General features: G+C 68.5%; 30 protein-coding genes. 10 read left to right on the forward strand and 20 right to left on the reverse strand.

Features of this window, described 5'->3' with window-relative positions; genetic code table 11:
- Window positions 1–34: 34 nt before the first annotated feature.
- Entirely contained in the window at window positions 35–805 is a 771-nt protein-coding gene (locus ACYVJH_RS02205; protein ID WP_460454254.1) for an NAD kinase, read from the forward strand.
- 41 nt (window positions 806–846) lie between these two features.
- A complete protein-coding gene (locus ACYVJH_RS02210; RefSeq protein ID WP_460453023.1) occupies window positions 847–1,773 on the forward strand; it encodes a 5'-nucleotidase in 927 nt (308 codons plus the stop codon).
- On the opposite strand, the gene ACYVJH_RS02215 is transcribed toward ACYVJH_RS02210, so the two are convergent.
- From ACYVJH_RS02215 to asnS, 20 genes are all read right to left on the reverse strand, one after another.
- Complete coding sequence (locus ACYVJH_RS02215) at window positions 1,770–2,927, reverse strand: MFS transporter (RefSeq protein ID WP_460453024.1); 1,158 nt, start codon at window positions 2,925–2,927, stop codon at window positions 1,770–1,772. The genes ACYVJH_RS02210 and ACYVJH_RS02215 overlap by 4 nt on opposite strands.
- Window positions 2,928–3,019: 92 nt before the next feature.
- Entirely contained in the window at window positions 3,020–4,240 is a 1,221-nt protein-coding gene (locus tag ACYVJH_RS02220; protein WP_460453025.1) for a DUF4785 domain-containing protein, read from the reverse strand.
- 3 nt (window positions 4,241–4,243) lie between these two features.
- On the reverse strand, window positions 4,244–5,098 hold the full coding sequence (locus ACYVJH_RS02225) for a hypothetical protein (RefSeq protein ID WP_460453026.1): 855 nt from the start codon (window positions 5,096–5,098) through the stop codon (window positions 4,244–4,246).
- Window positions 5,099–5,323: 225 nt separating this feature from the next.
- Complete coding sequence (locus ACYVJH_RS02230; RefSeq protein WP_460453027.1) at window positions 5,324–6,007, reverse strand: DUF2461 domain-containing protein; 684 nt, start codon at window positions 6,005–6,007, stop codon at window positions 5,324–5,326.
- Complete coding sequence (gene sbcB, locus ACYVJH_RS02235; RefSeq protein WP_460453028.1) at window positions 6,004–7,440, reverse strand: exodeoxyribonuclease I; 1,437 nt, start codon at window positions 7,438–7,440, stop codon at window positions 6,004–6,006. Before sbcB ends, ACYVJH_RS02230 begins: the two co-directional genes overlap by 4 nt.
- Window positions 7,437–8,795, reverse strand: a complete 1,359-nt coding sequence (locus ACYVJH_RS02240; protein WP_460453029.1) for an FAD-dependent oxidoreductase — start codon at window positions 8,793–8,795, stop codon at window positions 7,437–7,439. Before ACYVJH_RS02240 ends, sbcB begins: the two co-directional genes overlap by 4 nt.
- A complete protein-coding gene (locus ACYVJH_RS02245; RefSeq protein WP_460453030.1) occupies window positions 8,792–9,841 on the reverse strand; it encodes a GGDEF domain-containing protein in 1,050 nt (349 codons plus the stop codon). Before ACYVJH_RS02245 ends, ACYVJH_RS02240 begins: the two co-directional genes overlap by 4 nt.
- A complete protein-coding gene (gene kynU / locus ACYVJH_RS02250; protein ID WP_460453031.1) occupies window positions 9,838–11,121 on the reverse strand; it encodes a kynureninase in 1,284 nt (427 codons plus the stop codon). The genes ACYVJH_RS02245 and kynU overlap by 4 nt, the downstream gene beginning before the upstream one ends.
- A complete protein-coding gene (locus ACYVJH_RS02255) occupies window positions 11,118–12,125 on the reverse strand; it encodes an amidohydrolase family protein (RefSeq protein WP_460453032.1) in 1,008 nt (335 codons plus the stop codon). The genes kynU and ACYVJH_RS02255 overlap by 4 nt, the downstream gene beginning before the upstream one ends.
- A 53-nt stretch (window positions 12,126–12,178) precedes the next feature.
- Window positions 12,179–13,138, reverse strand: a complete 960-nt coding sequence (locus ACYVJH_RS02260; RefSeq protein ID WP_460453033.1) for a sodium-dependent bicarbonate transport family permease — start codon at window positions 13,136–13,138, stop codon at window positions 12,179–12,181.
- Between the two features lie 3 nt (window positions 13,139–13,141).
- Window positions 13,142–13,666 carry a 3-hydroxyanthranilate 3,4-dioxygenase gene (locus tag ACYVJH_RS02265; protein ID WP_460453034.1) on the reverse strand — a complete coding sequence of 175 codons (525 nt, stop codon included), beginning with the start codon at window positions 13,664–13,666 and terminating at the stop codon, window positions 13,142–13,144.
- Window positions 13,663–14,097 (reverse strand): RidA family protein, encoded by a 435-nt coding sequence (locus tag ACYVJH_RS02270; protein ID WP_460453035.1) that lies wholly within the window; start codon window positions 14,095–14,097, stop codon window positions 13,663–13,665. The genes ACYVJH_RS02265 and ACYVJH_RS02270 overlap by 4 nt, the downstream gene beginning before the upstream one ends.
- A complete protein-coding gene (gene can / locus ACYVJH_RS02275; RefSeq protein WP_460453036.1) occupies window positions 14,094–14,756 on the reverse strand; it encodes a carbonate dehydratase in 663 nt (220 codons plus the stop codon). Before can ends, ACYVJH_RS02270 begins: the two co-directional genes overlap by 4 nt.
- A 4-nt stretch (window positions 14,757–14,760) precedes the next feature.
- A complete protein-coding gene (locus ACYVJH_RS02280) occupies window positions 14,761–16,206 on the reverse strand; it encodes an aldehyde dehydrogenase (RefSeq protein WP_460453037.1) in 1,446 nt (481 codons plus the stop codon).
- 55 nt (window positions 16,207–16,261) lie between these two features.
- Window positions 16,262–17,077: an endonuclease VIII gene (gene nei / locus ACYVJH_RS02285; RefSeq protein WP_460453038.1), complete on the reverse strand. Its 816-nt coding sequence runs from the start codon at window positions 17,075–17,077 to the stop codon at window positions 16,262–16,264.
- A 15-nt stretch (window positions 17,078–17,092) separates the two neighbouring features.
- Window positions 17,093–17,404 carry a PilZ domain-containing protein gene (locus ACYVJH_RS02290; protein ID WP_460453039.1) on the reverse strand — a complete coding sequence of 104 codons (312 nt, stop codon included), beginning with the start codon at window positions 17,402–17,404 and terminating at the stop codon, window positions 17,093–17,095.
- Window positions 17,405–17,414: 10 nt separating this feature from the next.
- Window positions 17,415–18,203, reverse strand: a complete 789-nt coding sequence (locus ACYVJH_RS02295; RefSeq protein WP_460453040.1) for an SDR family oxidoreductase — start codon at window positions 18,201–18,203, stop codon at window positions 17,415–17,417.
- A gap of 18 nt (window positions 18,204–18,221) precedes the next feature.
- Window positions 18,222–18,554, reverse strand: coding sequence for a hypothetical protein (locus ACYVJH_RS02300; RefSeq protein ID WP_460453041.1), 333 nt, complete (start codon window positions 18,552–18,554; stop codon window positions 18,222–18,224).
- Between the two features lie 12 nt (window positions 18,555–18,566).
- Window positions 18,567–18,863 carry a hypothetical protein gene (locus tag ACYVJH_RS02305; protein WP_460453042.1) on the reverse strand — a complete coding sequence of 99 codons (297 nt, stop codon included), beginning with the start codon at window positions 18,861–18,863 and terminating at the stop codon, window positions 18,567–18,569.
- 2 nt (window positions 18,864–18,865) lie between these two features.
- Window positions 18,866–20,266, reverse strand: a complete 1,401-nt coding sequence (gene asnS / locus ACYVJH_RS02310) for an asparagine--tRNA ligase (protein WP_460453043.1) — start codon at window positions 20,264–20,266, stop codon at window positions 18,866–18,868.
- Window positions 20,267–20,389: 123 nt separating this feature from the next.
- On the opposite strand from asnS, the gene ACYVJH_RS02315 reads away from it, so the two are divergent.
- The 8 genes from ACYVJH_RS02315 to ACYVJH_RS02350 all read left to right on the forward strand — a co-directional run bounded on the left by ACYVJH_RS02315 (window position 20,390) and on the right by ACYVJH_RS02350 (window position 25,627).
- A complete protein-coding gene (locus ACYVJH_RS02315; RefSeq protein ID WP_460453044.1) occupies window positions 20,390–20,731 on the forward strand; it encodes a HesB/IscA family protein in 342 nt (113 codons plus the stop codon).
- A 459-nt stretch (window positions 20,732–21,190) separates the two neighbouring features.
- Complete coding sequence (locus ACYVJH_RS02320; protein WP_460453045.1) at window positions 21,191–21,349, forward strand: DUF3309 family protein; 159 nt, start codon at window positions 21,191–21,193, stop codon at window positions 21,347–21,349.
- A gap of 122 nt (window positions 21,350–21,471) precedes the next feature.
- Window positions 21,472–21,930, forward strand: coding sequence for a CsbD family protein (locus tag ACYVJH_RS02325; protein WP_460453046.1), 459 nt, complete (start codon window positions 21,472–21,474; stop codon window positions 21,928–21,930).
- Between the two features lie 291 nt (window positions 21,931–22,221).
- Window positions 22,222–22,686, forward strand: a complete 465-nt coding sequence (locus ACYVJH_RS02330) for a hypothetical protein (RefSeq protein WP_460453047.1) — start codon at window positions 22,222–22,224, stop codon at window positions 22,684–22,686.
- Between the two features lie 165 nt (window positions 22,687–22,851).
- The gene (gene rpsF / locus ACYVJH_RS02335) at window positions 22,852–23,268 is read left to right on the forward strand and encodes a 30S ribosomal protein S6 (protein WP_188662379.1); all 417 of its coding nucleotides are present in this window, start codon (window positions 22,852–22,854) and stop codon (window positions 23,266–23,268) included.
- A 14-nt stretch (window positions 23,269–23,282) separates the two neighbouring features.
- Window positions 23,283–23,513 (forward strand): 30S ribosomal protein S18, encoded by a 231-nt coding sequence (gene rpsR, locus ACYVJH_RS02340; protein WP_034220475.1) that lies wholly within the window; start codon window positions 23,283–23,285, stop codon window positions 23,511–23,513.
- 61 nt (window positions 23,514–23,574) lie between these two features.
- On the forward strand, window positions 23,575–24,024 hold the full coding sequence (rplI, locus tag ACYVJH_RS02345) for a 50S ribosomal protein L9 (protein ID WP_460453048.1): 450 nt from the start codon (window positions 23,575–23,577) through the stop codon (window positions 24,022–24,024).
- 214 nt (window positions 24,025–24,238) lie between these two features.
- Window positions 24,239–25,627 carry a replicative DNA helicase gene (locus ACYVJH_RS02350; RefSeq protein ID WP_460453049.1) on the forward strand — a complete coding sequence of 463 codons (1,389 nt, stop codon included), beginning with the start codon at window positions 24,239–24,241 and terminating at the stop codon, window positions 25,625–25,627.
- Window positions 25,628–25,650 lie beyond the last annotated feature (23 nt).

The raw sequence follows: 25,650 nt of genomic DNA on the forward strand, positions 1-25,650 counted from the left end.
CCCGGGCTACGGTATCCTCGGGCCCATGACGAGCCTGCCCGCCCAGCCCCGGATCGCCTTCCTCGCCAGTTCCACGCCCGAGGCCCAGGCGGCTCGCGAGCATTTCACCGAGCGCTTCGGCCAGGTGGCGCCGGAAGAGGCCGACGTGCTGTGCGTGCTGGGCGGCGACGGTTTCATGTTGCACACCCTGCACCGACACGGCGCGCTGGCAAAGCCGGTGTACGGCATGAAGCTCGGTACCGTCGGGTTCCTGATGAACCAGTACCGGCCCGAGCACCTGCTCGAGCGCCTGCAGGCCGCGCACGCCACGGTGCTGCGACCGCTGGAAATGACGGCGACCTCCGAGTCCGGGGCCACAGTGTCGCTGCTGGCCTACAACGAAGTGTCCATGCTTCGGCAGACCCGCCAGACCGCGCACCTGCGCATTTCGCTCAACGGCCAGGTGCGGCTGGACGAACTGGTCTGCGACGGCGCCCTGGTGGCGACCCCGGCCGGCAGCACGGCCTACAACTTCTCGGCGCATGGGCCGATCCTGCCGCTGGGTTCGCAGGTGATAGCGCTGACGCCCATCGCGGCCTTCCGGCCCCGGCGCTGGCGCGGGGCGCTGCTGCGTTCGGACACCGTCCTGCACATCGAGGTGCTCGACGGCCACAAGCGCCCGGTCAGCGCCACCGCCGATTCCCACGAGGTGCGCGACGTCACCGAGGTGACCGTGCGCGAATCGCTCGAACGCACGGTGACGCTGCTCTTCGACCCCGAGCACAACCTCGAGGAACGTATCCTCAACGAGCAGTTCATCACCTGAGTCGTCGCGGCTGCTGAGACAGCCCCCGGCGACAATGCCCCATGGCCCCGAATTCCCTCCCTCCAGAACAAGCCTCCGACCGCCTGGTCGTCGCCATCACGGCGCGGGCCCTGTTCGACCTCGAGGACAGCCACGCCCTGTTCCAGGCCAGCGGCCTGGAGGCCTACGCCCGGTTCCAGCGAAGCCGGGAAAAGGAGGTCCTGCCGCCGGGCATCGCCTTCACGCTGGTGCAGAAGCTGCTGGCGCTCAACGAAGGCTGCCCGCCCGAGACCCCGCGGGTCGAGGTGGTGCTGCTGTCGCGCAACTCCTCCGACACCGGCCTGCGCATCTTCAACTCGATCCGCCATTACGGCCTGGGCATCGTGCGCGCGGTCTTCACCAGCGGCGCCGAGGTCTGGCCCTACATCCGGCCATTCGGTGCCCAGCTGTTCCTGTCGGCCAATCCGGATTCGGTCCGCAGCGCGCTTGAGCACGGCGTCGCCGCGGCCACCATCCTGCCGTCCAAGCCGCCCGAACGCACCCACGACCAATTGCGCATCGCCTTCGACGGCGACGCCGTCATCTTCGGCGACGAGTCCGAACGGGTCTCGCGCCAGTCCGGGTTGGCGGCTTTCCACGACAACGAGACCAACCGCGTCGGCGAAGCCCTGTCGGGCGGGCCGTTCAAGGGGTTCCTGGCGGCGCTGCACAGGCTGCAGGAAGCCTTCCCGGCCGGGGAGGCCTCGCCCATCCGAACGGCCCTGGTGACGGCGCGTTCGGCGCCGGCGCACGAGCGCGTCATCCTCACGCTGCGGGAGTGGGGCGTTCGCCTAGACGAGGCCATGTTCCTGGGCGGGCGCGACAAGGGCCCGTTCCTGGAAACCTTCGGCGCGGACATCTTTTTCGACGACTCCCAGCACAACGTCGACAACGCGCGCCGGCACGTCGCCACCGGCCACGTGCCCTACGGGGTCACCAACGAGTCCTAGGCGGATGCCGTCGTGGGCGTGGACCGGCGCAGCGCGTGGATGCCCCAGGCGATCGTCGCCACCACGGCACCGGCCGCGAATGCCGCAGGTCCGGCGCCCACGCGCTCCCACATCAGGGCGGCCAGGCCGGCGCCCAGCACGCCGCCCACGCCCGAGCTGAATCCGTAGAGCAGGCTTTGCCCCGCCACCGCGCGCCGGCCGGGAAAGTAGTCGGTGATCAGCCGCATGCAGCAGGCGTGGAACGTGGCGAAGCTCAGGGCGTGCGTGGTCTGCGCCAGCGCCATGACCCAGAACAGGTCGGCGAAGGCCGCCACCAGCGACCAGCGCAACACCGTCACGGCCAGGCAGACACTGAGCAGCCGCCCGGCGCCGAAGCGCGCGATCAGACGAGGGGCCTGCCAGAACATGGCGATCTCGATCAGCACCCCGATGGCCCAGAGCGCGCCGATCGCGGCCCCGGAGTGGCCGGCCGCCTGCAGGTGCAGGGTGTAGAACACGTAGAACGGCCCGAAACCCAGCTGCATCAGCATCGCCACCAGCAGGAAGCGGCGCACGCCCGGACGCTTGAACAGGTGCCCGGCTTCGACGATCTCCGGGCCGGCGGCTTCGGGCGGACGGTCGTGCCGGTGCGGCCAGGCCGACACCGCCATGGCCACGAACAGGGGCAGGGTGAGCCAGGGGAAGTTTTCGGCACCGAAGCGGTCCATCAGCGCGCCATAACTCGACGCCACCAGCAGGAACCCGATCGAGCCCCAGACCCGAAGGCGGCCATAAAGATCCGGGCTGGGACCGAGTGCGGTCAGGGTCATGGCCTCGAACTGGGGCATCACGGCGTTGTAGAACAAACCGAAGACCGCCATCACGCCCAGCAGGGCCCAGGCCTCGCGTGTGACCAGGAAACCGGCGAAACACAGCGCCGTCACCACGCAGCCGGCGACGAACCATTCGCCTGGCCGTGCGCTGCGTCCGGCCAGTGCCGCCCAGGCCGGCGGCGCGAAGATGCGCGTGCCGTACCACAGCCCCAGCATCGCGCCGATCACGAAGCCCCCGTGGCCCAGCGCGTCAACCCAGCGGCCCACGTAGGGCGTGTAGGCGCCCAGTGCGGCGTAGTACCAGAAATAGAAGGCGGCGAATCGCCAGAGTGAGCGGGGCATGTTGGACGGGCAGTAAAAAGAAAGGCCGGGCCCGAAGGCCCGGCCGCAACATCATCGCTGTTTCCGCGCAGCCGCGGAACTACTTCCCAGAACTACCGCTCGCGCGGCCCGGCGATCACCGGGCGCGGCCGACGCACGCCTTCGCGCAGGGCCAGTTCGCGGGTTTCCAGCGTGCCCAGGCGGGTCTGGTCCTTGAGCTCGAGGAAGCGCAGTTCAAACGGCGCGCCGTAGCCCATCGGCACGTTGCCCGGGCCGAACGCCAGGTCCAGCTTGCGCTGGCCGGCCTGGAGCCAGTTGGCCGAGTGGGCCTGCGCCACGGGCTGCATCACGCCCCGGGGTCCGGTCGCATACAGCACGCCGCGAAGCTCGTAGCGCCCTTCGGCCGCCACCTGCACCGGCAGGCTGAAGGTCACCGCGCCCGGATCGAAGGCGTAGCCGCCGCCCAGCCTGGCCGTGGGACGGCTGACCTCGATCGCGGTGCGGACGTCGCGCTGCAGCGGGCCGTCCTTGCTGGCCGCACCGGCGAACAGCTGCACTTCCCAGAGCCCCGGCGTCGGATCGGCGTCCAGGGGCAGTTGCCCCGTGGCCTTGCCGTTGCTCACCTTCAGCGGCCAGGACTGGCCGGAGGGCGATACCAGCTGGGCCTGCACGACGCTGCCGGCCAGGGCCGACTTGCCGCGCTGCAGGGTGGCCGCCACCTCGACGCTGTCGCCCGCGAGCAGGCGGCTGCGTTCGGACTGGGCCACCAGGACGAGGTCGCTGTTGGGTTCGAAGACGTGCACGAGGTAGCGGCCGGAGGCCTTGCCCAACTGCAGATCGAAACGGCCCTGGCCCGTCGACGGGTCGAGCTGCACGATCGCGGTGCCGTCGGACACGTCCATGCCCGCCTTCCTCAGCTGGTCCGTGGTGGCCAGGCGCTTGAAGGCCGTGGCCGGCAGCGGCCGGCCATTGCGCAGCAGGCGCACTTCACCCGGGTCCACGGCCGCGGACTTGGCGCCCAGCTGCGGGCTGATGCGCACCAGCGCGCCGGGTGCCGTGGTGGTCAGCGCAAAACCGGACCGGAGCTGGCTGGCGTCCACCGCCGCCCAGTACTCCCGGCTTTGCGCCAGGTGGGGCGGGTTGTTGGCGAGGCTGGCGGCCGGGTCCATGGCCCAGGCCACGGCCACCGGCTGGCGTTCGAAGTCGCCCTTGGGCAGCGGCGCGGCGACGAGGCGGGACGGCTGCTGGTCGGCGGCGCCGGGCGGCAGCAGGGTGCCGGCCTGGGCCGAGGAAAAGGCAAGGCTGGCAAGGCAGGCGATAAGGGTCTTTTTCATGGCTCAGGCCCCCATGTCCGAACGCAGGATGGAATCGAGCCCGAAACAGGCCCGGCGGCTTTGATTGTGCGAAAGCGGTTCGCTGCCGCGCATGCGCGCCTTGTCCTGGAACCAGACGCTGCCGGCGGCCGACTGGCTCGAACACTCCAGGAAGCCGTCGGAACACGAGCTAAGCCAGTTCTGCGTGGTTTCCAGGCCGACGTTCTCGGTGTAGCCACCGCAATAGCTGTCCGGGTCCCAGATGGCCGAGTCCACGTCGGTGCCCACCACGCTGCGGAAGGTCTTGGGCAGGGCCGGGCGGCCGCTGGTGCCGTACAGCCAGCTGCTGTTGTAGCTGGCCATCCAGCTGGTCTGCTGCATGCGCACGGCATCGTTCTGGAAGCCAAGCAGCCAGCCCAGTGCCCCTTCGAAGATGTTGCCGTTGATCACCGCATTGGCCAGCGGCGTACCGGCCGAGGACGGTGCCAGGGCGTTCACGCGCACGGTCTTGCTGATGATGTTCGGGTAGCGGCTGTCCCAGGTCGGGTTGGACAGGATCCAGCGCATGACGTTGCCGCCGTTGCTGTGGGTGATGACGATCAGCCGGGTGATGCCGCGGTTCTTGATGAAACTGTCGAGCTGGCCCGCCAGGCAGCCGGCGGCCGCGCTGTCCCACATGTACTTGGTGAAATCGCAGTTGATCACCACGTAGTTGGCGGAGTTGGGCAGGCCGCCGCGCACGTTGTTGACGAAGGTGGAGGTCCAGTAATCGGCGGTGGCGTTGGTTTGTTTGCCCGTGCCATGCACGAAGGCGACGCCGGTATTTGCGTTGCACACGCTCGAAAGTGCCGCCAAGGCGGCGAAGATTAGATAGCGCACGATCCCTCCCCAGGAATTCGATGCGAAACGTGGTGTCCCCGTCCTTGCGTAACCGCGTCCGGTGGATTCCGGTGCTCCCCTGCGCCGGCGTATGGAGGCCCACCCTACGGTCATATCCGTGACGGTCAACACATTTCGATGCTGCAGTGCGGCAGCGTATGGCGCTTGGGGGCGCCCCACGTACAGCACCGCTTACCCCGTATGGAAACCGGTAGCTTTGCGCTGTCAGAACTCCAGTTCGAGCGCCGCGCAAAGGTAATCGACCAGCGGCACGACGCCCTTGAAGCCCGAAACCACCGCCTGGCGCAGGCGCGGGCCCAGCACGACCTCGTCGTCCAGGGCATATCCGGCGGTGAAGTCCTTGCGCTTGAGGTCGTCGACCAGCGGGTGGTCGGCCGGGAAGCCGCGCGGTGGCCGCACCAGGGAGTCGCCCCACATGTCATAGCGGCGGCGGAAGGCCGGGCTGCGCACGGCCTGGGTCCAGCCGGCGGGGTTGTCCACGATGAACTCGCGGATCCTGCGCTGTACGTCCGGCTCCGGGTGCCAGATGCCGCCGCCCAGGAAGCTGTTGCCGGGCTGGACGTGCAGGTAGAACGAAGGCGCCGGCACCTGCTTGCTGCGGGCATGGAAGAAACGCGCGCCGCCCCAGGTCTTGTACGGCGTCTTGTCGTTGGAAAAGCGGGTGTCGCGATGGATCCGGAACAGCGAGCCGCCGTTGCCGCGCGGGTCGGCGCGGTAGTGCGGGCTGATCGCCAGCAGGTCGGGTTCGAGGTCGCCGATAAGCTGCTGGAACGGGCCCTTGAGGTGGGCCTCGTAGTCCTTGCGGTGGTCCTCGAACCAGGGTCGGCTGTTGTTGCGCGCCAGGGACCGCAGGAACTTGAAGGTCTTGTCGCTGAAATAAGTGCTCATGCCAGGGATCGCTGGATGTCGTGGCCCCAGGTTTCCAGGGCGTCGAGCCAGGCCTGCTTCGGGCCGGGCGGGTTGTCCGCCCTGAGTTTCGCGATGGCGGCGTAATAGGAAGTGAAATCGTATTCGCTCAGCGCGTCGCCGCCGCCGAGCCGCGTCCGTCGGTAGAGGTTCCAGCGCTCGCGCTCCCCGGCATCGAGGCTGTCGGGCCAGTTGCGTGCGCGGTACCGGAACAGCAGTTCGCCGTAGCGCGGGTCGGTGAAACTCCCGGCAAGCGCGGCCAGGCCCGCCGGTGGCGTGCTGCGCACCCGGGGGAACAGGCGTTTGTCGCCCTCGGCCGGGAAGCCGTCGTAAAGCGCCGCATCGGCATCGGCGGGTTCACGCGCGGCTTCCACCGCGAATGCCCGGCGTACGCGTTCGCCCAGGCCCGGCGTGGCGCGCAGGGTGTCGGCGTGGGCCAGGCTGGCGGCCCGGTCGATGCCCAGGCGTTCGAAGTCGGCCTCGCGCAGGTGCGCCAGCGGCAGCAGCACCGGACACTTGTTGGTGTGCACTTCCTTGAGCGGGATGCGGTGTTCGCCCTCGGGCAGGTCGGCCTCGCGCACGAACAGGCGCTCGGCGATGTCCTCGGGCGACATCGCCAGCCAGCGGGCAGGGTCCTGCTCGAGGCTGGCCACGATCACCCGCGACTCGATGCGCGGGTGCCGGGCGATCGGCACCACCAGCGCCGCACAGTGCCGGCTGGCCGGGTAGCGTGAGGAAATGTGCAGCAGCGGCGTCATGGTGGCCACGTCCAGCAGGCCGCCGACCTGGCGTTTGTTGCGCAGTGGAAACGCGTAGTCCCACAGCCGTGGCTGCGCGGCCTTGAAGCGGCGGGCCAGGCCGATCAGCGCGCGCACGTCGCTCAGGGCCTCGTGGGCGTCGCCCTCGCGCACGCCGTTGGCCAACGCCAGGTGTTCGAGCTTGAAGCTGGGCGCGCCGTCCTCGCGCAGTGGCCACTCCAGGCCCTCCGGGCGCAGGGCTTCGGCCAGGCGCAATACGTCCAGCAGGTCCCAGCGCGAATTGCCGTTGCGCCACTCGCGTTCGTAGGGGTCGTGGAAGTTGCGGTACAGGCCGAAGCGCACGAATTCGTCGTCGAAGCGGATCGAGTTGTAGCCCACCGCGCAGGTGCCCGGCTGGGCGAACTCCTCGTGCAGGCGGGCCATGAATTCGGCTTCCCGCAGGCCTTCGGCCAGGGCCTGCTGCGGCGTGATGCCGGTGATCATCGTGGCTTCGGGCGACGGCAGCAGGTCGTCCGCCGGCTGGCAGAACAGGCTGATCGGCTCGCCGACCGGATTGAGTTCCGCGTCCGTGCGCTGGGCGGCGAACTGGGCGATGCGGGTGCGCCGCGGATCGCGGCCGAAGGTTTCCAGGTCGTACCAGAGGAAGCTGGCGGTCATGCCAGCGGGGCCAGGCGGGCCTCCACGGCCGCGTCGGCGGCGGCCAGGTCCACCTGGTCCAGGCGTTCCAGGCCCTGCGTGGCCGCGACCAGGATCGCGCGCTGGACCTTGCCGCGCTCCAGCGCGACGGCATACGGCACCAAGCCGAAGCTGACCATCGAATAACGCGGCACGAAACGTCCCGGGTGGCGATCGGCCAGGGTTACTTCCAGCTGTCGTTGCAGCAGGTAGTCGGCGTCGTCGACGCGGTCGCGCATTTCGACGTAGTTTTCCAGCGCCATCGCCTGGATGGCCTCGGCATTGGGCCGGCGTTCGGCTTCGAAGGCAGCGAATGCCGCCTCGAAATCCGGCTCCGCCGCCAGGTGGGCGTCCAGTGCCACGCAGTCCTCGAAGGCGCAGTTCATGCCCTGGCCGTGGAAGGGCACCATCGCGTGCGCGGCGTCGCCCAGGAGCACCGCGCGGCCATCCAGGCGCCAGTTGTCCAGACGCAAGGTGCCCAGGCCTCCGACCGGGTTGTTGGTCCAGTCGGCGTCGAACGCCGGCACCAGCGGCAAGGCATCGCCAAAGTCGCGGGCGAAGAAGGCCCGGGCGCTGGCCAGGTCGGGCAGGGTGGCGAAGCTGGGCTCACCTTCGTTGGGCAGGAACAGCGTCACCGTGAAGGTTTTTTCGGTGTTTGGCAGGGCGATGCACATGTAGCCACCGCGCGGCCAGATATGCAGGGCATTGGGCTCGATGCGGAAACCGCCGTCGGCCGCGGGCGGTATTTCAAGCTCCTTGTAGCCGTGGCCCAGTGGCTCGAAGCGTTCGCCCAGTTCCACGAGCGGCGCCATCGCCGCACGCAGGCCGGAGCCGGCGCCATCGCAGCCCAGCAGTACGCTGAAGTCATGGTCTCGACGCTGTCTGTCGTGGTCGTCGACGAAGTGCGTGCGCCGGGCGTCGAAGTCGACCCCATCCAGCCGCTGCGAAAAATGGAAGCGGGCACCGGCCGCTTCGGCGGCTTCGAGCATTGCGATGTTCAGCCGGCCCCGGTGCACCGACCAGATCACTTCGCTGTCGTCGCGGCCATAACGCTGCAGCATCGTCTCGCCGCCCAGCGGGTGCACCATGCGCCCGCGCATCATTACCGCCTGCGCCATCACCGCCTTCTGCAGCCCGCCCTGGCGCAGGGCGTGCAGGCCGCGTTCGGCCAGCGCCAGGTTGATGGAGCGGCCGCCCTCGTAGCCGCGCCGGCGCGGGTCGGGTCGTTTCTCGAAGACCTCCACCGGCACGCCGCGACGGGCAAGCAGGGTGGCCAGCAGGGCACCGGCCAGGCCGGCGCCGACGATCGTAAGGGGGGCGCGGACGGAGGCGTTCACTCGGGGGCGGTTCCTAGGGGTAGGGAGGCGGTAGCAGTGGCGGAAAGGGCCTCCTGCACGGTGTTCCGGCCAGCGCGCTTGGCCTCGTAAAGGGCCCGGTCGGCGCGGTCCAGGGCGCGGGCCACCGGCTCCTCGCCCCGCCGCCAATGGGCGATGCCAATGCTCACCGTCACGCGTTCGCCTTCGACCGGGTTGGCGGCCACGGCGGCGCGCAGGGACTCCGCCAGCTCGCGCGGGCCTGTCCCGTCGACGCCGGGCAGCATCACGCTGAACTCCTCGCCGCCGAAGCGGAACAGCGCCAGCGTCGGCGGCAGTGGCCCGCCGAGGGCCTGGGCCACGCCGGCGATCACCCGGTCGCCCACCAGGTGGCCACGGGTGTCGTTGATGGCCTTGAACCGGTCGATGTCGATCATCAGGATCGCGCAGTCCCCGGGCAGGCGCGGGTCCCGTTCGAGCTGCTCGAGCGCCTCGTTGAAGGCGCGCCGGTTGTAACACTGGCTGAGGGCGTCGTGGTCGGAGTGGTAGCGCAGCATCGCCGAGGCGCGCTCGTGCAACAGCGTGTAGGTGGTCATGAAACACACCAGCATCCCGTAGCCGCTGGCGAAACGAACCACGTCGATGCCCGGGATCAGCGGAGTGATCGTGAAGCAGACATAGACGCCGAAAGCCAGCATCGCCACCAGGCCCCAGCCCGATCCCAGCAGGAAGACAACCAGTGGCGGGAACACGTAGGCCCAGTGGTGCATGGGCCGCTCGTGGTAGAGGCCGAAGGCCATCACCCCCACCAGCAGGCACAGGCCGAACGAATAGAACATCTGGCCTGCCAGCGGCCGGGGCAGCATAAGGAGCGCGGTCAGGAACACCAGGCACAGCCCGAGCACGACCCAAGCCAGGTTGGCCGTGTCCTGCAGGCCCAGTCGGGTGTTGAGCGTGCCGAGCACCACCATCAGCACGGCGATCAGGATGCAAAGAACCAGCGCGACGCGCCAACGCAGCAGGTCGCGGAGCTGCGCGAAACCATCATTGCGCAGCGGCCGGAACCTCATGCCACCTGCCCGGGGTCGGTGCTCCAGGTTTCCACCGCGGCGATGAAGCGGCGGATGTCGCTGAAGCGGTTGTACAGGGGGACGGGCGAGATACGGATCACATCGGGCTCACGCCAGTCGCCGACGATGCCCTGGGCGACGAGGCAATCGAACAGCGCGCGGCCCTGGTCGCGGCCGCCGCGTACGCGCAGCGAGAGCTGGCAGCCGCGGCGCTCCGGTTGGGCCGGGGTGACGATTTCCAGCACGTTCGGCAGCCGCGCCAATACCTGGGCTTCCAGGTAGGCGGTGAGCTTTTCCGACTTCGCGCGCAGCGCCGGCAGGCCGGCCCGGGAGAACAGCTCCAGGGACACCCGCAGCGGCGCCAGCGCCAGGATCGGCGGGTTGCTCAGCTGCCAGCCGTCGGCACCGGGCGTGGGCTGGAACTGCGGTCCCATCTGGAAGCGGCTGGCCTGGTCGTGGCCCCACCAGCCGGCGAAGCGCGGCCGGTCGGATCGGGCGTGGCGCGCGTGCACGAAGGCACCGGAGACCGCACCCGGACCGGAGTTGAGGTACTTGTAGCTGCACCAGGCGGCGAAGTCGGCGCCACTGTCATGCAGTGACAGCGGCAGGTTGCCGGCGGCATGGGCCAGGTCGAAGCCGACGATGCAGCCCTTGGCATGCGCCAGGCGGGTGATTTCCTTCAGGTCGAAGGCCTGGCCGGTGCGGTACTGCACGCCGGGCCACATCACCAGGGCGATGCGATGGCCGTGCTGGTCCAGCGCGGCTTCGATGGCCGCCATCGAAATCGTGCCGTTGGCCTCGTCGGGCTGCACTTCGATGACGTCGGTGGCCGGGTCGAAGCCGTGGAAACGCACCTGCGACGCCACGGCGTACTGGTCGGAAGGAAACGCGCCGGCCTCGACCAGGATGGCCGGGCGCTGCGCGGTGGGCCGGTAGAAACTCACCATCAGCAGGTGCAGGTTGGCGGTGAGCGAATTCATCGCCACCACTTCCGAGGGTTCGGCGCCGGCGATGTGCGCCAGGCCCGCGCGTACCTCGTTGTGGTAGGGCATCCACGGGTGCTTGCCGTGGAAATGCGCCTCGACGCCCAGCGCCGCCCAGTCGTCGAGCTCCTGGAGCAGGGCCTCGCGCACGCCGCGCGGCTGCAGGCCCAGCGAATTGCCGCAGAAGTAGGCCTGCTCGCCGTCGCCGTGGCGGGGGATCAGGAACTGGTCGCGGAACGGTGCCAGCGCATCGTCGGCATCCAGGCGCTCGGCCGGGATCGTGTGCAGGTCGTTCATGCGAACCTCGTGCGCGGCAGGCCCAGCCATTCCAGCGCCGTGCCGTGGTAAAGCCGCGCCTGGTCCGTTTCATTCAGGCCAAGGTTGGCGATGCCGGCACCGGGCACCTGTTCGCCCAGCGGGAAGGGATAGTCGGTGCCCAGCATCACCCGCGGCACGCCGACGGTGTCGAGCAGGTAACGCAGCGCGCGGTCGTCGGCGACCCAGGAGTCGAAGTAGAGCTTGGGCAGGTAGCTGCGCGGGTTGTGCGGGTTGTCGGTGGCGACCAGGTCGGGGCGCATGTTGAAGCCATGTTCGATGCGGCCGATGGTGTAGGGGAAACTGCCGCCGCCGTGGGCCAGGCAGATCTTCAGGCGCGGGAAACGCTCGAGCACGCCGCCGAAGATCAGCGCGCAGGCGGCGCGGCTCTGTTCGGCCGGCATGCCCACCAGCCAGGGCATCCAGTACTTGGGCATGGACTCGGTGCCCATCATGTCCCAGGGATGCACCAGGATCGCCGCACCCAGGTCCTGGGCCGCCTCGAAGAACGGCTGCAGCTCGGCGGCGTCGAGGTTCCATTCGTTGATGTGCGACCCGATCTGCACGCCCTGCAGGTCCAGCTGGTCCATGCAGCGCTCGAGTTCCTGCACGGCCAGGCGCGGCGACTGCAGGGGCACCGTGCCGATGCCGGCGCAGTGGCGGCGATGGTCGCGGCAGGCCTCGGCCATGTGGTCGTTCAGGGCCTGGTGCAGCTCCAGCGCGTGCTGGGCCTTGGCCCAGTAGCTGAACATCACCGGCACCGTGCTCAGGACCTGCACCTGCACGCCGAAGCGCGCGTAGTCGGCGATGCGCTCGCCCGGGTCCCAGGTCTTGGACCAGATTTCCCGGAAGAACTTGCCGTCCTTGTAGATGCGGGCGCGGCCGTCCTCGTGGTGGATCACCGGGAAGCGGATGTCGCCGTACTTCTCGGCCAGGTTCGGCCAGGTTCTGGGCAGGTAATGGGCGTGGCTGTCGATCTTTAGCATGGTCGCGATTCTAGCCGCTTTGCTGCCGGCCCCGGCCCGGCCCGGCGCCGGGCTCAGCTGGCCAGCCAGCCGGAAAAGGCCGCATACAGCGGAATGCCCAGGGCGAGGTTGAACGGGAAGGTGAGGCCCAGGGCGGCGGTGATGCAGCGGCCGGCGTCGGCTTCCGGCAGCGAGGCGCGCACCGAGGCCGGTGCGGCAATGTAGGAGGCGCTGGCGAGCATGGCGCCGAAAACCGTGGCGCCGTCCGGCCCCAGGCCGACCGCGTGCCCGATCGCCGCACCCGCCAGGCCGTGCACGACCGGCAGCACGGTGGCATACACCAGCAGGCGCCCGAAGCCACGTCCGAGCTGGCGCAGCTGGCCGGCGGCCACCAGGCCCATGTCGAGCATGAACAGCATCAGCATGCCCTGGAACAGCTCGAAGTACATGGCGTCCACGGCCTGCACGCCGGCCTTGCCGGCGATGGCGCCGATGGCCAGGCCGCCCAGCAGGAGCATCGAGGTCCGTCCGGTCAGCACTTCGCGGACCTGCTCCCAGTTCGGTCGTCCGCCGCCGCGCGCCAGGCCGATGCCGACCAGGATGGCCGGGATCTCCAGCGCCACCACCAGGGCCACCAAGACTTCGACCGGCTGGCCGCCGGTGCGTTCGACGAACTGCTGGGCGGCGATGAAGGTGACGGCCGACACCGAGCCGTAATGGGCGGCAATCGCACCGGCCTGCAGCGGCACGTCCCGCAGCCAGGCGCGGGCCAGGAAATAGGCCGAGGTGGCGGTGGCCAGGCCGGCCAGGATGGTCACGCCCAGCAACAGCCACAGGTCCTCGGGCGGGTCCTGGCGCAGGGCCACGCCGCCTTTGAGGCCGATGGCCAGCAGCAGGAAGATCGACAGGTAGGCCTGGATGGCCGGCGGGATGTCCAGGTCGCTGCGCACGCTGCGCGCCACCAGCCCCAGCGCGAAGGCCAGCACGACCGGTGAAAGCAGGTTGGCCGTGAAAAGATCCAGGTCGAAGGGCATGGGTCAGCCGGCGCTGTACTTGGCGGGGGCCGGGTTGACGTGCTTGCAGCCGCGGCAGGTGCGCTTTTCGACCGAACCGTAGAAGCGGTCGAAGATGGCCTGGAACTGCGTCTCGATGTCCTGGAGCTCGAAGTATTCAGAGAACAGCGGGTGGTTGCAGCGTTCGCAATACCACAGCAGGCCGTCCTTCTCGCCGGCACGGCGCTTGCGTTCGATCACCAGGCCGACGCCGCCGGCCATTCGCTGCGGCGAGTGCGGCACCCTCGGCGGCAGGTAGAAGACCTCGCCGGCCTTGATCGGGATGTCGCGGACCTTCCCGTCCTCCTGGATCTTGAGCACCATTTCGCCCTCGATCTGGTGGAAGAACTCCGGGCCTTCCTCGATGTGGTAGTCGGTGCGCTGGTTGGGCCCGCCGACGATCATGATGATGAAGTCGCCGTCCACGATGCACTTGTTGCCCACCGGCGGCTTGAGCAGGTGCCGGTGCTCGTCGATCCATTGCTGCAGGTTGAAGGCGTTGGCGATCATCGGTGCGACTCCGGGTAGGCCGCCACGCACTTGAGCTCGATGGCTATCGGAGTGGGCAGGGCGCTGATGCCCAGCGTGGTTCGGCAGGGCGCCTTGTTGATGTCGGGAAAATACTCGGCCCAGACGCCGTTGTAGGCCTGGAAGTCCCGGCTCATGTCGGTCAGGTAGACGGTCACGTCCACCAGCCATTCCCAGCGGCAGTGGCTTGCTTCCAGGACGGCTCGCACATTGCCGAAGACCGAATGGCACTGGGTGACGATGTCGTAGTCGATCAGCCGGCCGGCGGCGTTGTAGACGTTGCCGGGAATGGCGTTGCTGCCGGGCGTGCGCGGGCCGATGCCCGAAAGGAACAGCAACTGGCCGACCCGGCGCGCGTGCGGATAGGCGCCTACCGGGTTTGGCGCGGAGTCGGTGCGGAAGAATTCACTCATGCTTCGTCCTTGAGTCGGCCGCGGATGTGCTTCATGGCCAGGGCATAGGCTTCGGGCAGTTCCTGCGGGTCGTCCACGCCCATGCCCAGTTCGCGCACGCGGCCATCGAGCAGCGAATAGACCCAGCCATGCACGCTCACTTTCTGGCCGCGGGCCCAGGCATCCATGACGATGGTGGTTTCGCAGACGTTGACCACCTGTTCGACCACGTTCAGTTCGCACAGGCGGGCGTGGCGCAGGGACTCGAGGTCGACCTCGGCCAGCAGCGCCTCGTGCTTGCGGGCGACGTCGCCGACATGGCGCAGCCAGTTGTCGGCCAGACCGACGCGGGTGCCGGTCAGCGCGGCGTGCACGCCGCCGCAGCCATAGTGGCCGACCACGAGGATGTGTTCGACCTTGAGCACGTCGACCGCGAACTGGATGGTGCTCAGGCAGTTGAGGTCGGTATGCACCACCACGTTGGCGATATTGCGGTGCACGAACACCTCGCCGGGCATCAGGCCGGTGATCTGGTTGGCCGGCACGCGCGAGTCCGAACAGCCGATCCACAGGTACTTGGGCGCCTGCAGTCCGGAAAGCCGCTTGAAGAACTGCGGGTCTTCGGCCCGCACCTTCTCGGCCCACTCCTTGTTCTTGTCCAGTAGTTCCTTCAGCGGCATTGCTTCATCCCAGGTCGATGGTGACGTTCTTGGCTTCGGTGAAGAAGCGCATGGCTTCCCAGCCTCCCTCGCGGCCGATGCCCGACTGCTTGACGCCACCGAAGGGCGTGCGCAGGTCGCGGTTCATCCAGGTGTTCACCCAGACCACGCCGGCTTCGATGGCGGCGGCCAGGCGGTGGGCGCGGCGCAGGTCGGAGGTCCAGAGGCTGGCGGAAAGCCCATAGGGCGCCGCGTTGGCCAGGGCCAAGGCTTCTTCGTCGCTGTCGAAAGCCTGCAGGGTGATTACCGGCCCGAAGATTTCCTCGGTGTTGGTGCGGCAGGCCGGTCCCAGGCCTTCGATGATGGTCGGCGCGATGAACCAGCCCCCGGCGCAGCGACCGGTCGGTGTCACCGCCTCGCCGCCGCAGAGCACGCGGCCGCCCTCGGCGCGGGCCAGTTCGATGCAGGCCATCACCTTGTCGAAGTGCGCTTTCGACACCACCGGTCCGACCTGGGTGTCGGCCTCGGCGGGGTCGCCGACCACCATGGCCTTCGCCCGCGCCACCAGTTCGTCGCGGACGTCGTCGTAGACGCTGCGTTCGACCAGCAGGCGCGAGCCGCACAGGCAGATCTGCCCGGAATTGAGGAAGGCCGAGCGCTGCACGGTGTCAAGCAGCTTTTCCCGCGGCGCGTCGGCGAAGACCAGGGTCGGGTTCTTGCCGCCCAGTTCCAGCGATACCTTCTTGAGCGAGTCCGCGCAGCTCCGGGCGATGCGCGTGCCGACCGCGGTGCTGCCGGTGAAGCTGACGGCCTTGACGTCCGGGTGGTCCACAAGGGCCTGGCCGACCTCGGCGCCGCGGCCCTGCACGATGTTGAACACGCCGGCCGGAAAACCGGTTTCCCGCGCCAGTTCGCCGAGCATCCAGGCCGTCACCGGCGTCACCTCGGACGGCTTGCCGACCACGCAGTTGCCGGCGGCCAGGGCCGGGGCGAATTTCCAGGTGAACAGGTAAAGCGGCAGGTTCCAGGGGCTGATGCAGGCGACCACGCCCAGCGGCTGGCGCAGGGTGTAGTTGACCACCCCGGGGCCGGCGTGGGATTCGCTGGCGAACTGGGTGGCGGCGGCGGCGAAGAAGCGCAGGTTGCTGGCGGCGCGCGGTATGTCGAGCGAACGCGCCAGGGCAAGCGGCTTGCCGACGTCACGTGACTCGGCGAGGGCGAACTCGTCGAGGCGGGCCTCGAGCGCGTCGGCCAGGCGATTGAGCCAGGCGGCGCGTTCGGCCGCCGGCAGCGCCGACCAGCCCGGGAAGGCCTCGCGGGCGGCCGCCACGGCGGCCTGCACGTCGGCCGCGGTGCCGGCAGGACATTGGGCATAGGGGGTGCCGGTGGCGGGATCGAACACCTCCAGCCAGCCGCCGTCGGAGGCGGACCGGGCGTCACCGCCGATCAGGTGGCTCAGTCGCAGGCTCATGCCGGCAAGCTTACCCGGCCCCGCCGCCGTACGGACAGGTCGGGAAACGCCGCGATCAGGTCTGGCAGTTCCTGCACCAGTAGAGGCGGCGGCTGCCCAGCTCCTGGCGAACGACCACGTCGCCACAGCGTGGGCAGGGTTCGTCCTCGCGGTCGAAGACCTGGAAGCGGAATCCCGCGGGGGTGTCGGTGAGGTAGTCACTCTTCATGCCCGAGGCTGCTTCGATGCCGCGGGTGCGATAGCTGGCCCGCGGCACGTCCAGCAGGGCCTTGGCCAGGCGCCGGCGCTCGGTCGCGCTGAGCCCGGACGGCCGCCGCTCGGGCGCGATGCCGGCCGTGAACAGCACTTCCGAGCGCAGGTAGTTGCCCATGCCGGCCAGGAACCCCTGGTCGAGCAGCAGCGCCACCAGCGAGCGTCCGGAAAAACGTGGGTCCTGCAGGCGCTTGCCGACGGTGGCTGCGGTCAGGGAACCATCGAGCACGTCCGGACCGAGCTTGGCCAGGAAGGGGTGGCGGGGCAGCTCGGCGGTTTTCCACATTGCCACGTCGGAGGCGGAGTAGAGCAGGATCGCGCGCTCGTGTGTTTCCAGGGCCACCCGCAGCGACCGCGCCCCTTCGGCTGGTCGTTCGCCGGCGGGCGCGACCTTCCATACCCCATAGAGCTGGTTGTGCGAGTACAGGCTCAGCCCGTGGTCGAAATGTGTCAGCAGGGCCTTGCCGTGTGGTTCGATCGCCGTGATCGTCCGTCCCACCAGGGTCTTGTGGTGGCGTTTGAGCTCGGGGAAGTGGAACCAGGCGGCGGCCAGGGGGCGGCCGACCACGGCTTCGGCGAGGCGGTCGGCTGCGCGGCGGATCTCGGGACCTTCAGGCATGCCGCGAGTCTGGGCTCAGGCGCGTGCAGGCTGTGTCGCGGCCCGGGTGCACACCGGCGGCACCTGCTGCGGGTCGTGGTACTCGAATCCCAGCAAGCTGTCCTGGACGCGGGCGACGCGGGCACCAACCAGCACGGCGGGCCCGGGCTGGTCGAAAAACACCAGCTGCACGACCTCGGCCACCTGGAGGGTGCAACCCTCGGGCCGGAACAGGCCGCAGCCGCCTTCGGAGAGGTCGACGACCTCGCCAAGCCAGGCATCGTCGCCGCGCACCACCATGACCCGGGCGGCGTAGGGCACACGCTGGTTGAAGCGATGGTCGTTCACCGGCGCGACCTCATAGCGACTTCGTGCGCCCGCCATCCACCGGCAGGTTGATGCCGTTGACGTAAGCCGCGGCCGGCGAGGCGAGGAAGGCGATGGCGGCGGCGACTTCGGCGGGTTCCCCGAACCGGCCGGCCGGCACCGTGGCGAGCATGCCCCTGGCGATGTCCTCCTCGGGCTTGCCGGTGGCGCTGGCCCGCTCGGCCAGGATCTGGTCCAGGCGCTGGGTGCGCGTGTATCCGGGCAGCACATTGTTGACCGTGATGCCGAAGGGGCCCAGTTCGGTCGCCAGGGTCTTGGCCCAGCTGGCCACCGCGCCACGCACGGTATTGGACACGCCGAGGTTGGCGATGGGTTCCTTCACCGACGTCGAGATGACGTTGACGACGCGACCCCAGCCGGCGGCCTTCATGCCCGGCAGCACGGCCTGCACCAGCACCTGGCCGGCGACCAGGTGCTGGCGGAAGACGTCGAGGTAAGCCTGGGGATCGGCGGCGTGCGCGGGGCCACCAGGCGGGCCGGCGGTATTGTTGAGCAGGATGTGTACCGGGCGGCTTTCGCACAGCGCGGCGACCTGCGCGGCCAGGGCCGCGGTGTCGCCGGCATCAGCCGCCACGAAACCGTGGCGCTGCGAGTCATGCACGCGGGGCAGGTTGGCAGCGACTTCGGACAGCCGGCCCGGACGCCGGGCCAGCACGGTCACGTCGGCGCCGCGTTCGGCCAGCGCGGTGGCGGCCGCCAGGCCGATTCCTTCCGAGCCTCCACATACCAGGGCGTGTCGCCCGGCCAGGTCCTTGTGCATCGGTGCTCCTCGTGGTCCCTACCAATCCTGTCCCGACAGCGGGGTCTTTATCGGCTGCATCATGCGCTCGCGCAGCTCGTCGTCGCTGTCGGCCCGCGGCGGTTCGATTTCTTCCAGGTCCAGGCCCCAGGCTTCGGCGTCTTCCTCGTCCATGCCGGCGAATTCGCGGAACTCGGCGTCCATCAGCATGGAGCGGGCGACGTCTTCGCTTTCATAGATGTTGATGCGGCCATCGCAGTCGAAGACCTCGGCGACCCCGCTTTCAAGCACGCGCAGGCGCGACCAGACAAGCATGCGGGGTAGGGCGGCCAGCCACCATTGGTCGTTGTCGGGGTTGGTTTGATCGCTCATCGGGGATTCCTTTTATTGCAGTGCGATCAGCAGCAGCACGCCGGCGCTGCCGACCAGGGCCAGCCAGCCGCTGCCGGCGGCGATGCCGCCGAAGAAGTTCAGGGACGGGTCGGCGTGCACGCGGTGTTTCCAGCGCATCAGCCACCAACTGTAGCCCCAGCCGCCGTCCCTGGTGTCGGGCGTGAAGGGGTAGGCCTTGTCCAGCTGCTGCCGGAAGGCCAGCACGCGGAAGCCGAAATGCGCCGGCGCCGCCGAGCCGGCAAGGCCCAGCATCAGGAAGATCAGCAGTGAGCCGGCGCCCGTCTGCATCGTCAGAACGTCGCCAGGCCCGGCGCGCGCGGGTAGGGAATGGCGTCGCGGATGTTGGCCAGGCCGCAGGTATAGACCACCAGGCGCTCGAAGCCCAGGCCGAAGCCGGCGTGCGGCACGCTGCCGTAGCGGCGGAAATCGCGGTACCAGCCGTAATGCTCGCCATCGAGGCCGAACTGCGCCATGCGCTTGTCCAGCACGTCCAGGCGCTCTTCGCGCTGGCTGCCGCCGATGATCTCGCCGATGCCCGGCGCCAGCACGTCCATGGCTGCGACGGTCTTGCCGTCGTCGTTCAGGCGCATGTAGAAGGCCTTGATCTGCTCGGGGTAGTTCATCACCACCACCGGCCGGCCGACGTGCACCTCGGTGAGCCAGCGTTCGTGTTCGGTCTGCAGGTCCAGGCCCCATTCGACCGGGTAGTCGAACTTGTGGCCCGAATCCTGAAGCAGCTTGACCGCCTCGGTGTAGTCGATGCGCTCGAAGGGCGAGTCGATGAAGTTCTCCAGGCGGGTCACCGCGTCCTTCTGTACGCGTTCGGCGATGAACGCCATGTCGTCGGCACGCTCGGCCAGCACGGCCTCGAACAGGTACTTGAGGAAGGCCTCGGCGAGGTCGGCATTGGCGGTGAGGTCGGCGAAGGCGATTTCCGGCTCGATCATCCAGAACTCGGCCAGGTGCCGGGTGGTGTGGCTGTTCTCGGCGCGGAAGGTCGGGCCGAAGGTGTAGACCTTGCTCAGCGCCAGGCAGTAGGCCTCGACGTTGAGCTGGCCGGAGACGGTGAGGAAAGTCTCCTTGCCGAAGAAGTCCTTGGTGAAGTCCACGTTGCCCTTGCCGTCGCGCGGCAGGTTGGCCATGTCCAGGGTCGAGACGCGGAACATCTGGCCGGCGCCTTCGGCGTCGGAGGTGGTGATGATCGGCGTGCTGATCCAGTAGAAACCCTGCTCGTGGAAGAAGCGGTGCACGGCCTGGGCCAGGCAGTGCCGGATGCGGGTGACGGCGCCGAACAGGTTGGTGCGCGGGCGCAGGTGCGCGACCTCGCGCAGGAATTCCAGCGAGTGCGCCTTGGGCTGGATGGGGTAGGTTTCCGGGTCTTCGACCCAGCCCAGCACCTCGATCGCGCTGGCCTGGATCTCGAAACCCTGGCCCTGGCCCTGGGACGGCACCAGGGTGCCGGTGGCGACCACGGAACAGCCCGCGCTGAGCCGGCGGACCTCGTCCTCGTAGTTGGCCAGCGTGGCCGGCGCGACCACCTGGATCGGTGCGAAGCAGGAACCGTCGCTGACGTTGACGAAACTCAGTCCTGCCTTGGAGTCGCGCCGGGTGCGAACCCAGCCGCGGACCGTGACTTCCCCGCCCGGGGTGACTTCCCCGCCGAGCGCCTGCTGGACGCTGACCACTGCCATGCCTTGATTCCCTGCCCCGAAGGGCCCATCTGGTTAAGTGCGCAAGGATACCCGCAGGCGCGCCCCGGCGCAGCGGCGGTATACTCCACGCTGCCTTGCCCCCGACTAATCACGGACCCCGCCATGGCCATCACGCTGACCCCCGCCGCCGTCGAACGCATCCGCACCTACCAGGCCCAGACGCCGGGCACGCTGGGGCTGCGCTTCGGGGTCCGCAAGTCCGGCTGCACCGGCTTCGCCTACGTGGTGGACATGGCCCAGGCCGCCGGCCCCGACGACACGGTCTTCGAAACCGGCGGCGTGGCGGTTTATGTCGATGCCCACAGCCTGCCCCAGGTGGACGGCACCGAGATCGACTTCGTCAGCCAGGGCCTGAACCAGCAGTTCGTCTTCCGCAACCCCAACGTCGAGGACGCCTGCGGCTGCGGCGAATCCTTCAGCACCAAGGCCGACCGCGCCGCCTGAACCACGCCGGCTGGCCAACTGCCTTTCAGCGCGGCGGCCCTCGCCCCTCGCTGCGGTACTCCCCTTGACACCTGAAGGCGGCCCGTTCCCGGCGCTCGCGGCGGTCCATGTGCGCGTCACCTCGGCTGTCGTGGATGGCGCCGCGGTCCCGGAGCTGGCTCGCCGCGATCAATAGCGCCGCCCGCTGCACGCAGCCGGCGAGCAGCCTCTGCCTGGCCGCGCGCGGCAGGTCACGCAGCAGGGTTGTTGTCCGGGATTCTCTTCTTCGAGTGGCTGGCATGGGCCAGTCCAAGCCGCGGGGACGGCCGGGTTGGTGCGCTCTAACGCTTGGCGGCGCTATGTACGCGAGCGCACGGAGCCGTGCGGGCGGGCCGGCTAGATTGAACGTCGGCGGCTACCTGCGCCAACGCCCGGCTCGCTTCGAGCCGTTGCATCAGCCCATCCCGGAGGCCACCCGCCATGAGCGTATCCCTGATTCTCCTGATCCTGCTTGTGCTGTTCCTGCTTGGTGCCATCCCCACCTGGCCCCACAGCCGCAACTGGGGCTACGGGCCCAGCGGCGTGATCGGCGTGATTCTCGTAATCGTGCTGGTGCTCTGGTTGCTGGGCAGGATCTGACCGTATTCGGCAAGGGACGGTGACTCTCTCCGCCGCCCCCAAGAGATCCCGCCGGGTCCAGGGACGAGTACCCGGCGGGATTGCCCTTGGCTGACGAGCGAGCGCGACAGGGGGTAATCCATATGGGCAAGACGTCATATCCATCGCGTCGTGGCGGGCACTCCCGCGGCGGCTTCAATTCGCCCAGCCGGATCGCTGGATTCCTGGGGTCCCTCAAGTCCCTGTTCTGGCCTGAAATGGGCCTGCCCGTGGTTCCGCCCCGGGTCTTGCCCGAAGCCGAGGGAGGTCGTTACCGGACGCTGCCCGGCATGCCCCGTGCGGCCAGCACCGGGACCGCGCCGAAGGCAGATTCACCAGGGACCCATTCACTTCGTCGCGTCGCCGGCTCCGCCGGTCGCTGGAGGAACCGCCTGGGCGAAGCCCGGCAAACCTGGCCCCTGGCCGGGGTGGACGAACTGATCGCGACCGACGGGCATCTGCACAAACTCGTCGCGCTGGTCGAACTGCGTTATGGCATCAGCCACGAGGCCGCCGAGCGACAGGTGCGCGAGTTCCTCGGCCCGCATGACGCCGGGGCATGACGAATACCGGGCGAACAAGGACGCGTACCAACGTTCGATAGCGCACCGACCGGCTTGGCGTTGCGACCCCAAGCTGGGATTCCCCTTGGAGGAGTTGCTGACCATGACCACGCTATGCCAAGTCGACTGGGTGGAAAGCCAGGCTGAGCGCGCCATACGGCTCGGCGTGCCGGCAGCATCCGGCCCCACCGCCGAGGCCGGACCGGCCCGGTTTGCGCCAATCAACCCGCTTCCCACGCAGCCCGGCCCCCTGCCGGTCGGCTGCCTCCCGCAGACCGAGGAGCAATCCCCATGACCCGCCACACGATCCCACTTGCCCTGGCCATTTCATTGGCGCTGCTCGCCGGCTGCCAGGAAACCGCGAGCGAAACCAATCGCGATGTGGCTCAAGCCCGGGCCGAGGCCTCAGACGCCGACGCCGAGGCGCGCGAAGACGCCAGCGAGGACATCTCTGACGCCCGTTACGAGACCGACGCGGCCCGTATCGACTACAGCGAGACCGAAGGCGAGGCCCACCAGGAACTGGACGAGGCCGAGGCTGATGCGATGGTGGCCGTCGCCCATGCCCGCTACGACGTGATGCACACGGCCGCCAAGGGCAAGCATGAGGTCGCCGTGCAGGTTTGCGAGGGTATGGCAGCCGGCGACGGCCGCGATGCCTGCAAGGACGAAGCCGACGCCATGCTGGCCGCTGGTGAATCAGAGGCCGAGGCGATCCGTGACAAGGCCCTGCTGGTGGCTTCCAGGCACCACTAAGCCGTCAAAAACCTATGTGGGTCAGCATCTTGCGGCCGAGACTCAGGTTCTGGCATAATGCGCGGCTCCCCATTCCGGGGAGACCTTGCTCCACGGCGGATGGCCATCCATCCCGGCCGGGGGCTGCCAGGCCGAATCCTCGGCCGCATCCACAAGGAAACAACAATGCGCCATTACGAAGTCGTCTTCATGGTCCATCCGGACCAGAGCGAGCAGGTGCCGGCCATGATCGAGCGCTACAAGTCGCTGATCGAGGGCGGTGAGGGCAAGATCCACCGTCTTGAAGACTGGGGTCGCCGCCAGCTCGCCTACGCCATCGACAACCTGGTCAAGGCCCACTACGTGCTGATGAACATCGAAGTCGGCAAGAACGAGCTGACCGAGCTGGTCGACGGTTTCCGCTTCAACGACGCGGTGCTGCGCCACATGATCATCGCCCGCGACGAAGCCGTCACCGAGCAGTCCCTGATCATGAAGAGCAAGGACGAGAAGACCGAGCGCCGCCCGCGCCGTGAGGACGAAGAGTCCGGCATCGGCAGCAGCGACAACGACAACCGCAATTCCAACGCCGACGCGGCCTGAGCCAGGAGAAAGTCATGAGCAAGTTCTTCCGCCGCCGCAAGTTCTGCAAGTTCACCGCCGAAGGTGTCAAGGAGATCGATTACAAGGATCTCAACACCCTGCGCCAGTACCTGACCGAGAACGGCAAGATCGTTCCCAGCCGCATCACCGGCACCAAGGCCAAGTACCAGCGCCAGCTGCAGACCGCGATCAAGCGCGCCCGCGAGCTGGCCCTGATCCCGTACACCGACAACCACCAGAACTGATCCTGACGGACAGCCTTAGTTGCGGGGCCCCGCGCCCCGCTAACGTTACGGAGTTAAAAAAATGGAACTGATCCTCCTGCAGAAGGTCGTCAACCTCGGCGGCCTGGGCGACAAGGTCAAGGTCAAGCCGGGTTTCGGCCGCAACTACCTGATCCCCTACGGCAAGGCCGTGCCGGCGACCGCCGACAACGTGGCCCAGTTCGAAGCCAAGCGCGCCGAGTACGAAGCCAAGGCCAATGCCCAGCTGGCTGATGCCGAAGCCCGCAAGGCCAAGCTCGAGGGCGCGACGGTGACCATCGCCGCCAATGCCTCGACCGAGGGCAAGCTGTTCGGCTCGGTCGGCCCGCGCGAGATCGCCGAGGCCTTCACCGCCGCCGGCTTCCCGCTGGAAAAGAACGAAGTGGTGCTGGGCGAAGGCCCGCTGCGCCGCACCGGCGAGTTCGACATCGAAGTGCGCATGCACGCCGACGTCGGCACCACCATCAAGGTGGTCGTCGAAGCCGAAGCCTGAGTCCAGGCCGCAGGCGATTCACGACGGGCGCCCCAGGGCGCCCGTTGTTTTTTAGCGCCCCCGCGCCGTCGCAGCCCGTGAGACAGGGGCGGTGTAGAGAGATGCCCACCGGTTATGCACAGGGTTATGCCTAACGCTCCCGTGGCCGGGGCCTTAGGATGACCGACCCGGCCCACGCCGGCCCCGCCACGTCGCATCCAAGAACAAGGCGAACATGTCCGCACGTCCCGAATCCTTTCGCACCGACGCCAAGATCGACGCCTTGCGCCTCCCGCCCCAGTCGGTCGAGGCCGAGCAGGCCGTGCTGGGCGGGCTCATGCTCGCCCCCGATTCCCTCGACCGCGTCGGCGACTTCCTTACCGAACACGATTTCTACCGGCGCGACCACCGGCTGATCTACCGCGCCATCCGCGACCTGAGCGAAAAGAACAAACCCTTCGACGCCGTCACCCTGGGCGAGTGGTTCGAGTCCAACTCGCTCAGCGAACAGATCGGCGGCACCGGCTACCTGATCGAACTGGCCAGCACCACCCCGTCGGCCGCCAACATCCGGGCCTATGCCGAGATCGTGCGCGAGAAGGCCGTGCTGCGCCAGCTCATCGAGGCCGGCACCGAGATCGTCAACGACGGTTTCCAGCCCGAGGGCCGCGACAGCCAGGAAGTACTCTCGGCCGCCGAAATGCGGGTCTTCAAGATCGCCGAGCAGGGCCGCCGCGGCCGCGCCGATTTCGTCTCCCTGCGCGACGCCATGAAGGACGCCTTCCAGGTCCTGCAGGAGCGCTACGAAAACCAGGGCAACGTCACCGGGTTGCCCACCGGGTTCGCCGACCTGGACGAGCTCACCGCCGGCCTGCAGCCGTCCGACCTGATCATCCTCGCCGCCAGGCCGGCCATGGGTAAGACCACGCTGGCCCTGAACATCGCCGAATTCGCCGCGCTCAAGACCAAGAAGGCGGTGGCGGTGTACTCGATGGAAATGTCGTCCTCGCAGCTGGCGTTCCGCCTCATCTCCTCGATCGGCCGCATCAACGCCACCCGCCTGCGCACGGGCCAGCTCGAGGACGAGGACTGGTCGCGGGTGAACATGGCCATCAAGATGCTTTCGGAGGTGAAGGTCTTCATCGACGACACCCCGGCGCTGTCGCCCGACGTGCTTCGATCGAAGGCGCGGCGCATCAAGCGCGAACACGACCTGGGCCTGATCGTCGTCGACTACCTGCAGCTGATGCAGGTACCGGGCACCGGCGAGAACCGCACCAACGAAATCTCCGAGATCTCGCGTTCGCTCAAGGCCCTGGCCAAGGAGCTCAACGTGCCGGTGGTGGCCCTGTCGCAGCTCAACCGCGGCCTGGAATCGCGCACCGACAAGCGCCCGGTCATGGCCGACCTGCGTGAGTCGGGCGCCATCGAGCAGGACGCCGACATCATCATGTTCATCTACCGCGACGAGTACTACCACAAGGACTCGGGCGACAAGGGCCTGGCCGAGGTCATCATCGCCAAGCAGCGTTCCGGTCCCACCGGCACCATCAAGCTCAAGTTCTTCGGCGAGTACACCCGCTTCGACAACCTGGCCCGCGACAGCGTCGGCAGCTTCGAATAAGCCGGTGCCGGGCCGGGAGTAGC

The sequence above is a fragment of the Arenimonas aestuarii genome, from assembly GCF_054781715.1.